Source organism: Pseudomonas sp. GW822-FHT06D10, from assembly GCF_058799535.1.
This window is the reverse complement of record NZ_JBXALN010000002.1, coordinates 208160-221718: the sequence shown is the minus strand read 5'-3', so window position 1 is coordinate 221718 and position 13559 is coordinate 208160. Positions and strand designations below refer to the sequence as shown.

The 13559-nt window shown below is 63.6% G+C and carries 10 protein-coding genes; 1 reads left to right on the top strand and 9 read right to left on the bottom strand.

Annotated features, from left to right (window positions below; genetic code table 11):
- Window positions 1-148: 148 nt before the first annotated feature.
- Window positions 149-1495 carry a metalloprotease PmbA gene (pmbA, locus tag AC1RL5_RS06530; protein ID WP_011059259.1) on the bottom strand — a complete coding sequence of 449 codons (1347 nt, stop codon included), beginning with the start codon at window positions 1493-1495 and terminating at the stop codon, window positions 149-151.
- A gap of 108 nt (window positions 1496-1603) precedes the next feature.
- Between pmbA and yjgA the strand changes: the two genes are divergently transcribed.
- Window positions 1604-2125: a ribosome biogenesis factor YjgA gene (yjgA, locus tag AC1RL5_RS06525; protein WP_123577447.1), complete on the top strand. Its 522-nt coding sequence runs from the start codon at window positions 1604-1606 to the stop codon at window positions 2123-2125.
- A 49-nt stretch (window positions 2126-2174) separates the two neighbouring features.
- On the opposite strand, the gene tldD is transcribed toward yjgA, so the two are convergent.
- From tldD to mreB, 8 genes are all read right to left on the bottom strand, one after another.
- Window positions 2175-3617, bottom strand: a complete 1443-nt coding sequence (tldD, locus tag AC1RL5_RS06520; protein WP_011059257.1) for a metalloprotease TldD — start codon at window positions 3615-3617, stop codon at window positions 2175-2177.
- A 26-nt stretch (window positions 3618-3643) separates the two neighbouring features.
- Window positions 3644-4483 carry a carbon-nitrogen hydrolase family protein gene (locus tag AC1RL5_RS06515; RefSeq protein ID WP_011059256.1) on the bottom strand — a complete coding sequence of 280 codons (840 nt, stop codon included), beginning with the start codon at window positions 4481-4483 and terminating at the stop codon, window positions 3644-3646.
- A 58-nt stretch (window positions 4484-4541) separates the two neighbouring features.
- The gene (locus AC1RL5_RS06510) at window positions 4542-8345 is read right to left on the bottom strand and encodes a YhdP family protein (RefSeq protein WP_492589175.1); all 3804 of its coding nucleotides are present in this window, start codon (window positions 8343-8345) and stop codon (window positions 4542-4544) included.
- 75 nt (window positions 8346-8420) lie between these two features.
- A complete protein-coding gene (rng, locus tag AC1RL5_RS06505; RefSeq protein WP_011059254.1) occupies window positions 8421-9878 on the bottom strand; it encodes a ribonuclease G in 1458 nt (485 codons plus the stop codon).
- 56 nt (window positions 9879-9934) lie between these two features.
- Window positions 9935-10540, bottom strand: a complete 606-nt coding sequence (locus tag AC1RL5_RS06500) for a Maf family protein (protein WP_011059253.1) — start codon at window positions 10538-10540, stop codon at window positions 9935-9937.
- 43 nt (window positions 10541-10583) lie between these two features.
- A complete protein-coding gene (mreD, locus tag AC1RL5_RS06495) occupies window positions 10584-11075 on the bottom strand; it encodes a rod shape-determining protein MreD (protein WP_011059252.1) in 492 nt (163 codons plus the stop codon).
- On the bottom strand, window positions 11075-12172 hold the full coding sequence (gene mreC / locus AC1RL5_RS06490; protein WP_123577446.1) for a rod shape-determining protein MreC: 1098 nt from the start codon (window positions 12170-12172) through the stop codon (window positions 11075-11077). Before mreC ends, mreD begins: the two co-directional genes overlap by 1 nt.
- Window positions 12173-12314: 142 nt before the next feature.
- Window positions 12315-13352: a rod shape-determining protein MreB gene (gene mreB, locus AC1RL5_RS06485; RefSeq protein WP_002555108.1), complete on the bottom strand. Its 1038-nt coding sequence runs from the start codon at window positions 13350-13352 to the stop codon at window positions 12315-12317.
- Between the last annotated feature and the right edge of the window lie 207 nt (window positions 13353-13559).

Sequence of the window (13559 nt, the reverse complement as noted above, 5' to 3'; positions counted from 1 at the left end):
AGGGCCCGCCTTACCGGCGAATGAGCCCTTGAGCCTGGTACCGGATGTCAGGACGCTTTCGCTGGCAAGCCAGCTCCTACAAAAATGGCGGGCATAAAAAACGCGCCACCTCGGGGAGGTGGCGCGTTGGGGGTGAAGCTGGGCGCGGTCAGCTGCCGGCGACGGTCATGCGTTCGATCAGCACCGAGCCGGTGCGGATGTTGCTACGCAGCTCCAGGTCGTTACCCACTGCGAGGATCTGCTTGAACATGTCCCGCAGGTTGCCGGCAATGGTCACTTCCTGCACCGCGAACTGAATCTCGCCGTTCTCGACCCAGAAACCCGCCGCACCGCGGGAGTAGTCCCCGGTGACCATGTTCAGGCCATGGCCCATCAGCTCGGTCACCAGCAGGCCACGGCCCATGCGCCGCAGCAGCGCGGCCTGGTCTTCGTCGCCATGGGTGACGAACAGGTTGTGCACGCCACCGGCGTTGGCGGTGCTCGGCATGCCCAGCTTGCGTCCGGAATAGGTGCCCAGTACATAGGACACCAGCTCACCGTCCTGGATGAACGGCTTGGCGTAGGTGGCCAGGCCATCGCCGTCGAAAGCCGAACTGCCCATGGCGCGCATCAGGTGCGGGCGCTCATCGATGGTCATCCACTGCGGAAACAGTTGTTGACCCAGGGCGCCTTCGAGGAAGGACGACTTGCGGTACAGGTTGCCACCGGAAATCGCCCCGAGAAAACTGCCGAACAGGCCACCGGCCAGTTCTGCGGAAAACAGCACCGGCACCTCACAGGTCGGCACTGGACGGGCACCTAGCCGGCTGGCGGCGCGCTGGGCGGCACGCTGGCCAATGCTCACCGGGTCGGCCAGCAACTGGCCCTGGCGATTGACGTCGTACCAGTAGTCGCGCTGCATCTGGCCATCCGCCTCGGCAATCATCACGCAGCTCAGGCTGTGGCGGGTGGACGCATAACCACCAATGAAGCCGTGGCTGTTGCCATACACCCGACAGCCCTGGTGGGTGCTGAGGGTGGTGCCGTCGGCATTCTTGATCCGGCTGTCGGCAGCAAAGGCCGCTGCCTCACAGGTCAGAGCCTGCTCGATGGCTTGTTCGGGGGTGATGTCCCAGGCGTGGAACAGATCGAAGTCCTGCAGGTCCTTGGCCATCAAGGCCGCGTCGGCAAGGCCCGAGGCTTCGTCTTCGGAGGTGTGCTTGGCAATCGCCAGGGCCGCCGCCACGGTTTCGCGAATGGCCTCGGGGCCGCTGGCAGACGTACTGGCCGAACCCTTGCGCTGGCCCAGGTAGAGGGTGATGCCAAAGCCCTGGTCGCGGTTGAACTCGACGGTTTCCACTTCCCGCTGGCGCACCGAAGTCGACAGCCCCTGCTCCAGGGACACCGCCACTTCACAGGCGCTGGCCCCCTGGCGCTTGGCCTCGGCGATGATCTGCTCGACTTGCTCCTGCAGGGCCGGCAAAGCCTGTGGGCCGACGCTTTGTGCTGCACTCATGCTGTTCTCCACTCAAATTCTGCTTTCGATTAAGGCCGGCGAGCGACCGGGCCGGACAAGCGGCCCTCGACTGGTTATCATGGCGGCGTTTCTTTGCGGACTGCCACCATGGTTGATTCTTACGACGACTCCCTCGATGGGGAGAAAAGCAAATCCCAGGTCAAACGCGAGCTGCATGCTCTGGTTGATCTCGGCGAGCGCCTTACCACCCTCAAGCCCGACTTGCTGAACAAACTGCCCCTGACCGACGCCTTGCGCCGGGCCCTGGCGGATGCACCCAAGCACGTCGCCCATATCGCCCGAAAGCGCCACCTGCAGTTCATCGGCAAGCTGATGCGGGACCAGGACACTGACGCGATTCTGCAACTGCTTGACCAACTCGATGCCTCCACCCGGCAGTACAACGAACGCTTCCATAACCTGGAGCGTTGGCGCGACCGCCTGATCGGCGGCGGCGATGACGTGCTGGAAAAGTTCGTCGGCGAATACTCGGACGCCGATCGCCAGCAACTGCGCTCCCTGATCCGTCAGGCCCAGCATGAGCTGGCGCATAACAAGGCACCGGCCTCAAGCCGTAAAATCTTCAAGTACATCCGCGAGCTGGACGAGACTCAACGCGGCCTGCGCTGAGCCTTGCCACGGGTGAGCTGCCCTGCAGCCCACCCGACGCCCTCCCTCCTTATGCCCCAGTGCCACCCACGGTGATCGCATCGATCTTCAGGGTCGGCTGGCCGACGCCCACTGGCACCGATTGCCCATCCTTGCCGCAGGTGCCGACGCCACTGTCCAGGGACAGGTCATTACCCACCATCGATACCCGGCTCATGGCTTCCGGACCGTTGCCGATCAAGGTCGCGCCCTTGACCGGGGCGGTGATCTTGCCGTCCTCGATCAGGTAGGCCTCACTGGTGGAGAACACGAACTTGCCGCTGGTGATATCCACCTGGCCGCCACCGAGGTTGGCGCAATAGATGCCCTTCTTCACCGAAGCGATGATTTCCGCCGGATCGCTTTCGCCACCCAGCATGTAGGTGTTGGTCATGCGCGGCATCGGCAGGTGCGCATAAGACTCGCGGCGACCGTTGCCGGTGCGGGCCACGCCCATCAGCCGGGCATTGAGCTTGTCCTGCATGTAGCCCTTGAGCACGCCGTTCTCGATCAGCGTGGTGCATTCGGTGGGGGTGCCTTCGTCGTCCACGCTCAGGGAACCACGGCGCCCGGCCAGGGTGCCGTCGTCGACGATGGTGCAGAGCTTGGAAGCCACCATTTCGCCCATGCGACCGCTGTAGGCCGAACTGCCCTTGCGGTTGAAGTCGCCCTCCAGGCCGTGGCCCACGGCTTCGTGCAGCAGCACTCCGGACCAGCCGGAGCCCAGCACCACCGGCAGGGTTCCGGCCGGCGCCGGAATCGCTTCCAGATTGACCAGCGCCTGGCGCAGGGCTTCACGGGCATAGCCCATGGCCCGATCTTCGCTGAGGAAATAGCGGTAGTCGGTACGCCCGCCGCCGCCATGGCCACCGCGCTCGCGGCGACCGTTCTGCTCGACGATGACGCTGACGTTGAAACGCACCAGCGGCCGCACATCCGCCGCCAGGCCGCCATCGGTAGAGGCCACCAGGATCCGCTCCCAGACCCCGGCCATGCTCACGCTGACCTGCTGGATGCGCGGATCCAGGGCGCGGGTTGCGGCGTCAACGCGCTTGAGCAGCTCGACCTTCTCGGCCCGGCTGATGACTTCCAGGGGGTTGTCCGGCGCATACAGCTGCGCCACGTCCTGGGTCGAAAACGCCTGCACGGTGCCGTTTTGCCCGGCCCGGGAAATCGAGCGCGCCGCCCGGGCGGCGAGGCCCAGGGCCTCCAGGGTGATGGCATTGCTGTAGGCGAAGCCGGTCTTCTCACCGGATTGCGCACGCACCCCAACCCCCTGGTCGAGGTTGAAACTGCCTTCCTTGACGATTCCGTCTTCCAGGGACCAGGACTCGGAAATCTGCCCCTGGAAATACAGATCGGCGGCATCGATGCCCGGGCCGGCCAGATCCCCCAGCACGCCTTGCAAGCTTTCGATGGTCACGCCGCCCGGGGCTAGTAGATGTTCACTGACAGAGGACAACAACCCGCTCATATGTTTTGGCCTTAAATTCGTCGTACTTATGCAAGCCGTTGCACGCCTTGCGAGAAAATGCGCCGGTGACTGAACACCGGCATCCGCGCCCGGATGGACGCCTGTTCACTGCTGTCGCGCTCGGCCAGCAGCACGCCTTGACCTTGATCCTGTTGCGCCACTATCCGCCCCCAGGGGTCGACGATCGCCGCATGGCCGTAGGTTTCCCGCGGGCCGGGATGCACGCCGCCCTGGGCCGCCGCCAGCACATAGCACTGGGTCTCGATGGCACGGGCGCGAATCAGCACCTCCCAATGGGCCGCACCGGTGACCGCGGTAAACGCCGAAGGCGCGGTGATCAACTCGGCGCCAGCGGCGCGCAACTCGCTGTACAGCTCGGGAAAGCGCAGGTCATAACAGACTGTAAGGCCGACCCTTCCCACCGGCGTATCCGCCACCACCACCCGGTCTCCATGAGCATAGTCATCGGATTCACGGTAGCGCCCGCGATTGTCCGCCACATCGACGTCGAACAGGTGCAGCTTGTCGTAGCGCGCCACGAACTGCCCCTGGTCATCCACCAGCAACGAACAGGCATTGGACTTGGCCTCGGGCTGATCGACGGGGGGCAACGGCAAGGTGCCGGCCACTATCCATAACCTGAGGTCGCGGGCGGCCTGTTTCAACCATGGCAGGATCGGACCTTCGCCCAGCGCTTCGGCGCGACCGATGGCCGCCATGTCGCGGCGCCCCATGGCGGCGAAGTTTTCCGGCAGGACGGCCAGCTTTGCACCGCCGGCAGCAGCCTGTTCGAGCAGGCTCCGAGCCTGCTGCAGATTGGCCAGGACATCGCTCTGGCTGACCATTTGAATCACCGCAAGAGACATGGCGAACTCCTTGTAGGGTAGGCCGCCATGCTACTCCATAGGCGCGAATCGAGGATTCTCAAAACGGTTTGTCGAAGGTGATTTTCGGCTCTTTCCATGGGCCTTTGACGTTGTATTTGACGCTGGCGAAGCGCGCCACGCGGTCACCGATCAGCTTGTCGATCAGGAACAACGCCCCGCCCACCGCCGGCGCACCGACAATCAGCGCGGCAATCGGCAGGTTATTGGTCACCGGCAGGGTCACTAGCAGCTTGGCGTCGACCTGGTCGGCCACCATGTCCAGGGTGCCATTGAGCTCCAGGTTGCTCGACGGCCCGGTCAGGGTGATCGGCTCGCGAGTGACGTAAACGCCATTGCTCGCCGCCAGCACGCCCCGGACCCGGTCATAGCTCAGGCCCTTGCCGAACAGGTCGGAGAAGTCCAGGCGCAGGCGGCGACCGATGGAGTTGAAGTTGAGCAGGCCGAACACCCGCAAGGCCTGGGCCCCGCCCTCGACTTCGACGAACTGGCCCTTGCGCAGGGTAGCGTCCAGGCTGCCGGAGAAGCGCTTCAAGCCCACCCAGGCCGGCGAGCCCGGCCAACGGCCATCGACGTCCAGGTGAAAATCTTCACTGGTCACGGTCGGGGCGAAGCCCCAGCCCTTGAGCACGTCCGCCAGGTTCTTGCCGCCAATGCGGCCCCGGTACCAACTGTTGCTGGCACCGGCCTGGCCTTCCCAGCCGCCCTCGCCCTGCAACTGCATGCCCTTGAGGCCCAGGTCCAGGCCATTGAAGACCATGCCCCTGGACGTCGGCCGCACCTTGAGCGCCCAGCGGCCGATCAGGTCCTGGCCCTGGAACAGCTGGGCAATGGAAATATCCAGGGGCGGAACGCTCTTGGGATCCACCGAGGCCAGGGGGTCGGGCGCATTTTCATCGGCCTGCGCTGCCGGATCGGCAGCCGGCAGGCGCACGTACGCCATGTCGATGGCCATCGGCGCCGCCTTGGCATCGGGAATCCCGACCTTGCCTTTGGCCTGCTGGCTGTCGATCTGCAACTCCCAGGCTGCGGGCTTGCGCGCCAGCAACAGGTTGACCTGGTCCAGGGTGGTGCCGAAGGCACTGAGCTTGCCGACCTTGAAGTCCGCACTGCTGAGCAATTGTTTGGCGCTGCCTCCCGGGTCCTGCCCGGCGTAGCGATCCACCAGGGCTTTCCAGGGTTCCACATCCAGCTCGGAGAGAATCCCTCGTATCCGCAGCCCTTTACCCGGCGGCAGCAAGGCCGCGCCATCGCCGAGGAACAGCTCGCCCCGACCCTCGGCGAGCTTGCCGCTGGGCGCCGCAAAGGTGAAGTCGGCCAGTTCGCCGTAGTTGAACCAGTAGCGCCGCTCGGCCCCTTGCAGAGTCATGCGAAATACACTGTTGCGCCCGGTGCTGGCCGCCATGCCGAACGGCGCCGGCAGGTCCACCGCTACGCCCTTGAGACTGGAACTGACCATCAGCTGGCTGTCGGCTCCGTCCAGGTTCAGTTGCAACTGGTAGGGCACCTCGCCGGACACCGGCAACGGCTGGCCGACTTGCAACCAGTCGGTAAGTTTCTTGACCGCAACCTGGCCCTTGGCAACCACTCGAGTGTTGGGTTTGCCCGGCTTGCCATCGGCGAAGATCTGCGCCGTGACCGGCCGCTCGAACGCCTGGGCACTGATGCCCTCGCCACTCAGGCCCTTGGCACTATCGAAGCGGAAATCACCCTTGAGCTGGGTCAGTTCCAGCTCAGGCTCACTGAGCTTGAGGCGCGCCTTGTCGGTCTTGAACGCCACCACGATCTTCGGCTCCTGGCCCTTGGCCAGGGGAATATCCAGATCCAGCTTGCCTTGCAGATCGCCCTCGCCATGCCAGCCGGCAAAGGTCGAGCCGGTGCCGATCGGCGCTTCCTGGAGAATTTTCACGCCATCGCCCAGGCCACCGGCAAAGGCGCCATCGATGTACATGTGGCTTTCCTGCCCGCTGGCAGCATGGGGAATGTTGACGAAGACATCCCGCACCTTGGTGTCCAGCAACTGGCCTTTGCTGGCGACGATGCGCACGCCGCTGTCTTCGATGAACACATCGCCGCTGACCTTGGTCAGGTGCGGCCAGCCCGGCTGGAACGCCAGCTCGGTGTCATGCACCTTGAAGAACAGGCTGATGCTGCGGGCGGCCTCGACGGCGTCATGGTTGAGCGAACCCTGGTACTGGAAGAAGCCCTGGTCCACGGTGCCCTTGAGGATCGCCGTGCGCAGCCATTCATCCACACCGGCGTTGAGCACCTGGGGCAGGTACTTGGCGGTGTAGCGCCCATCGCCGTCCACCAGGCCGACTCGCAGGTCCATGTAGTCTTCCTGGCTGTGGTCGAAATGCAGGCGGATCAGGAAGTCGCCGGCGATCTTGCCCTCTTCGCCCAGCACCTTCAGGTAGGGGGCAATCAGGGTGAAGCCTTCCTTGTCGAGCTTCCAGGTCAGGGTGGCGTTGGCCTGGATGTACTGCCAGGGCTTGGCGAAGATCGGGTACAGGTGCAGGGAGAAATCCTTGCTGTCCATGCGCAGCTCGCCCTTGCCCAGGTCACCGCTGATGCTACCGCTGACATTTCGTGCTGCCGGAGCACCGTGATAGGCATCGAAGCCAACCCGGTCGAGGTTGGCAGCGAAGCTCAGGCGCTGGTCGCCACTGTTCTGGGGACGATAGTCGAGCAGCACGTTGCGCAGGCCACCAGTGACTTTCAGTCGGTCGATGGCCGTGGCCAGGCCTTCCGGCAAGGGGGCCAGGGCATCGAGGATCGGGGTGATCGGCTTCAGGTCCAAGCGGTCGGCCTGCACATGCCAGAGTTCTTCCTGCTGCTCGGTCGCGTTGCGCTGCTGCACCTGCACACGGGATTCCCAGCGGGTCTCGCCGAGGTTCAGCGCCAGGGAGTCAAGCTGCACCTGCAGGCCCTGTTCGTCACGCTGGAAGTAGGCATTCAATGCCAGGTTGCTCAGGGACACCGGCGTGCGCTCGGCATAGGCCCCGGTGAATTGCGGGGCATTCAAGCGCAGCGTGGCGTTTTGCACCCCACCCTTGGCCCACTTCAGCCACAGCTCGCCACCCGCTTTGAGCTCGGAGAGCTTCCACTCCCGGGTCAGCCGGGCCGGCACCCAACGCGACCAGTCGCTTTGCGGCAGGCTCAGGTACAAGTCGGCCTGGGCATCGCGCCAGGCCTCGGCCCGCATCCGGGTCCGCAGGTTCATTGCCAGGGGCTGGCCGTCCGGCAGCGTCAGGCGCAGGTCCAGGCGCTGGCGGCTGGTACCGCTGCGCAGGTTGAGCCCGACGTAGGTCAGGGCCACGGGCTGGCGGTCCAGAGGCTGCAAGGTGACCTGGCTGTCCAGCAGCGACAGCTCGGCAACCTGTTGCAGGCGGCCCAGCAACTGCTGGGGGTCCATCGGCTGGTCCTGTTGCACCGGCAGGCCTTCAAGCTGCCACTGGCCGTCCGCGCCCTCTTTCAGGCTCAGGCTCAGGCCGCTGAGCTCCAGGCGGCCGATCCGCAGGTCACGGGCCAGCAGGCTGCCGAGCATATCCGGCGCCACGCTCACCTGATCCAGGCGCAGCGCATTGGCGCCCTCGCCCACCTGCACGTCGTGGGCCAGCAGGATCGGCGACAAGCCGCTCCAGCGCCCCTCCAGGCTACCGATATGCACCGGCAAGCCCACGGCCTGCTGCACCTTGGCCTCTACCTCGGGCTGGTACTCGGCCACCAGCGGGGTCAGTTCCCGGCCCAGACTGACATACAAGGCAGTCGCCACCAGCGCCAGCGCACAGAAGCCAAGCCCCCAGCGAATTAGCGTGGTGAACAGGCGCATCAGCCGCTCCATTTCAGTTGGCTCCCAGGGTAAAAGTCATGCAAAAAGCTGAAGCCAGCCATTTCCACGGATGTAGAACACGCGGAATCAGAGCAGCACCACGTCGTATTGTTCCTGGGAATACATGGTTTCGACCTGGAACCTGATGGTCCGGCCGATAAAACCCTCCAGCTCCGCCACGTTGCCCGACTCTTCGTCCAGCAGCCGGTCGACCACCTTCTGATTGGCCAGCACCCGATACCCTTCTGCCTGATAAGCCCGGGCCTCGCGGAGGATTTCTCGGAATATTTCGTAACAGACGGTTTCCGGGGTTTTCAACTTGCCCCGCCCCTGGCAACTGCTGCAAGGCTCGCACAGCACTTGCTCCAGGCTTTCGCGGGTGCGCTTGCGAGTCATCTGCACCAGGCCCAGCTCGGTGATGCCGATGATGTTGGTCTTGGCGTGGTCACGCTCCAGCTGCTTTTCCAGGGTGCGCAATACCTGGCGCTGGTGCTCTTCATCTTCCATGTCGATGAAGTCGATGATGATGATCCCGCCCAGGTTGCGCAGGCGCAGTTGCCGGGCAATGGCGGTGGCCGCCTCGAGGTTGGTCTTGAAGATGGTTTCCTCAAGGTTGCGATGACCGACGAAGGCCCCGGTATTGACGTCGATGGTGGTCATGGCTTCCGCCGGGTCTACCACCAGGTAGCCTCCGGACTTGAGCGGCACCTTGCGCTCCAGGGCTTTCTGGATTTCGTCCTCGACGCCGTACAGGTCGAAGATCGGCCGCTCGCCGGGGTAGTGCTCCAGGCGGTCGGCGATTTCCGGCATCAGTTCGGCCACGAACACCGTGGTCTTCTGGAAGGTTTCCCGGGAGTCGATGCGGATCTTCTCGATCTTCGGGCTCACCAGGTCGCGCAGGGTGCGCAGCGCCAGGCCCAGATCCTCGTAGATCACATTGGGCGCGCCAATGGTCTTGATCTGCGCACCGATCTGGTCCCAGAGCCGGCGCAGGTAACGGATGTCCATCATGATCTCATCGGCCCCGGCGCCTTCGGCGGCGGTGCGCAGGATAAAACCACCGGCCTCCTTGATGCCTTCCTGGGCCACGCAATCACTGACGACCTGCTTCAGGCGCTCACGCTCGGCTTCGTCCTCGATCTTCAGCGAGATACCGACATGGGCGGTACGCGGCATGTACACCAGATAGCGGGAAGGGATCGACAACTGAGTGGTCAGGCGCGCGCCCTTGGAACCGATGGGGTCCTTGGTGACTTGCACCACCAGGCTCTGCCCTTCGTGCACCAGAGCGCTGATGCTCTCTACCGCCGTGCCTTCGCGGGTGGAAATTTCCGAGGCGTGGATAAACGCCGCCCGGTCCAGGCCGATGTCGACGAAGGCCGCCTGCATGCCCGGCAAGACCCGCACCACCTTGCCCTTGTAGATGTTGCCGACGATCCCCCGGCGCTGGGTGCGCTCGACGTGAACCTCTTGCAGCACTCCGTTTTCGACCACCGCCACGCGTGATTCCATCGGCGTGATGTTGATCAGAATCTCTTCACTCATGGCAGTGTCTCGTTCAGGCGTGTTCATAGAGGGCCGCAGCAATCGGGTACGGCGCTTTAGCGCACTGGAAGGTTTTGCCAACAGGGTATGCCGAAATGCCCGAGCAGTTCTGCGGTTTCGCACACCGGCAAGCCGACCACCGCGGAATAACTGCCATTGAGGCCGGCGACAAACACCGCTGCCAGTCCCTGGATAGCATAGCCACCGGCTTTGTCGCAGGGCTCGCCGCTGGCCCAGTAGAGCGCGGCCTCTGCAGGTGAGATCGGGCGAAAACGTACCAGGCTGCGCACCACTCGCGACTCGCAGCGTTCACCGTCAAGCAGGGCAATGGCGGTGAACACTTCATGCTCACGCCCCGAAAGCGCCATGAGCATCTGCAACGCATCAGCCTGATCCAGCGGTTTGCCGAGAATCCGCCCATCGAGCACTACCGCGGTGTCGGCCCCCAGCACACAGGCCGGGGCCTGGGATTCACTGCTGGTGATCAGCCCGCGCCCCGCCGCAGCCTTGCCTCGGGCCAGGCGCTCGACGTAGGCGGCAGGTGACTCATCGGCTAGCGGGGTTTCATCGATGTCCGCACTGATGGCGGTGAACGGCACGCCGATCTGCGTCAGCAACTCACGCCGACGAGGCGAACCGGAAGCGAGGTAAAGCGGATTCATCAAGACATCTCCCTGTCGAGGTGCGGGCCAATGCCTGACCGAATTAATTGATTTTGAAACGTCGACGCAAGCCGCGCAGGCCGAAGCTGACCCAGGGCCACAACAAGGCACTGACCAGGGCCGGCAGCACCAGGGCCAGGGTCGGCTGGCGATTGCCGGTCAGGGCGCTGAGCCAGAGTTGCACCAACTGCGCCAGGCCGAAGATCACCAGGATCACCAGGCTCTGCTGCCACATCGGGAACATCCGCAGGCGCTGCTGCAGAGACAGTACAAGGAAGGTGATCAGCGTCAGGATCAGGGCATTCTGTCCCAGCAGGGTGCCGTAGAGCACATCCTCTGCCAGCCCCAGGCACCAGGCAGTGACCATGCCGACCTTGTGCGGCAGGGCCAGGGCCCAGAACGCCAGCAACAGCGCCAGCCACAGCGGACGCAGGATCTCCATGAACTGCGGCAAGGGCGAGACGCTGAGCAGCAGCCCGATAAGGAAGGTCAACCAGACGATCCAGCCATTTCGCGAATAGGTGCTACCCGCCATTATTCTCTTCCTCCGGTGGTAGCCGGTGCTGCTGCCGGTGGTTTGGCAGCGGCCGGTTTCACCACAGGTTTATGGACCGGCTTGGCCGGAGCGTGAGCCGCGGGTTTGGCCGGGGTCGCCGGCGCAGCAGGACTCGCAGTGGCAGGCGCAGCCCCGGCGTTTGCCGCCGCGGCCGGCTTGGGCACGGTGGCAGGGACCACTGGCGCGGCGCTGGCGCCCTGCTGGTCCTGGGCTTCCTGGGCCTGGGCGGCATCGTTGGCACGCTCTTCGGCGGTACGCGGATCGCTGAATACCAGCAGCAGGTAGCGGCTGCGATTCAGCGCAGCGGTGGGTACCGCCCGCACAATGGCGAACGGCTGGCCGGAGTCGTGGATCACTTCCTTGACCGTGGCCACCGGGTAGCCGGCGGGGAAACGCTGGCCCAGACCGGAGCTGACCAGCAGATCGCCTTCCTTTATATCCGCGGTGTCGGCCACATGGCGCAACTCCAGGCGCTCCGGATTGCCGGTGCCGCTGGCGATGGCGCGCAGGCCGTTGCGGTTGACCTGCACCGGAATGCTGTGGGTGGTGTCAGTGAGCAGCAGTACGCGGGAGGTGTAGGGCATCAACTCCACCACCTGGCCCATCAGGCCACGGGCATCGAGCACCGGCTGGCCGAGGAACACGCCATCGCGCTCACCTTTGTTGATGATGATGCGGTGGGTAAAGGGGTTCGGGTCCATGCCGATCAACTCGGCCACTTCAACCTTCTCGTTGACCAGCGCCGAGGAATTGAGCAACTCGCGCAGGCGCACGTTCTGCTCGGTGAGGGCCGCGAGCTTTTGCATGCGCCCCTGCAGCAGCAGGTTTTCGGTCTTGAGTTTTTCGTTTTCAGCGACCAGCTCGGTACGGCTGCCGAACTGACTGGCCACGCCTTGCCATAGCCGCTGCGGCAGGTCGGTGATCCAGTAGGACTGCATCAACACCAGCGACATTTGGCTACGCACTGGCTTGAGCAGTGTGAAGCGGGCATCGACCACCATCAGTGCGACCGAGAGAACGACCAGCACCAGGAGGCGCACGCCTAATGAGGGGCCTTTGGCGAAAAGCGGTTTAATAGGCCGCTCCTCCCAGGCAAATGTTGTGTTTATTCATACGGCATCAAACCGGCCTGGATGCAGATTGACAGAAGATAAACGCCACAGGCAGCACTGCAAAGTGCTGCCTGTGAGCGCAACAGCATAGATGCAACCGGCGAAGTTATTCGCTGGAGAGCAGGTCCATGGTGTGTTTGTCCATCATTTCCAATGCACGGCCACCGCCGCGAGCGACACAGGTCAGCGGGTCTTCGGCAACGATCACCGGCAGGCCGGTTTCCTGGGCCAACAGCTTGTCCAGATCACGCAGCAGCGCGCCACCACCGGTCAGCACCAGGCCGCGCTCGGCGATGTCCGAGGCCAGTTCCGGAGGCGATTGCTCCAGGGCGCTTTTCACCGCCTGAACGATGGTTGCCAGAGACTCTTGCAGAGCCTCCAGCACTTCATTGGAGTTCAAGGTGAAGGCACGTGGCACGCCTTCGGCCAGGTTACGGCCGCGGACGTCGACTTCACGCACTTCGCCGCCCGGGTAGGCGGTGCCGATTTCCTGCTTGATGCGCTCGGCGGTGGATTCACCGATCAGGCTGCCGTAGTTGCGACGCACGTAGGTGATGATCGCTTCGTCGAAACGGTCGCCGCCAACCCGTACGGATTCGGCGTAGACCACACCGTTCAGGGAGATCAGGGCGATTTCAGTGGTACCACCACCGATGTCCACGACCATCGAACCGCGGGCCTCTTCAACCGGCAGGCCGGCACCGATCGCAGCGGCCATCGGCTCTTCGATCAGGAACACTTCACGGGCACCGGCGCCAAGGGCCGATTCACGGATGGCGCGACGCTCAACCTGGGTGGACTTGCATGGAACGCAGATCAGCACACGTGGGCTGGGCTGCAGAAAGCTGTTTTCGTGAACCTTGTTGATGAAGTACTGCAGCATCTTTTCGCAAACGCTGAAGTCGGCGATCACGCCGTCTTTCATCGGACGAATGGCTGCGATGTTGCCCGGGGTACGACCGAGCATGCGCTTGGCCTCAGTACCAACCGCGACAACACTTTTCTGATTACCGTGGGTCCGAATGGCCACAACCGATGGTTCATTCAGGACAATACCGCGCTCGCGCACGTAAATAAGGGTGTTGGCAGTGCCCAGGTCAATGGAAAGATCGCTGGAAAACATGCCACGCAGTTTCTTGAACATGGGAAAGGGACCCTAGGCAACGCGTGGGTAAAAAAGTGCGGCAAACTCTAACAACGACAGGGATTTTGGGCAAGGCGCCAATATGTTAAATTGGCCGCTTTTCTGTGCACCAACCCCCACAATCGCGGCCATAAGACCGTAGAAATGCGGTAGTGTTCCGACAATCTAACACGCGGACGAAATCCGTTTTTGTTTTCCACTGGAGAA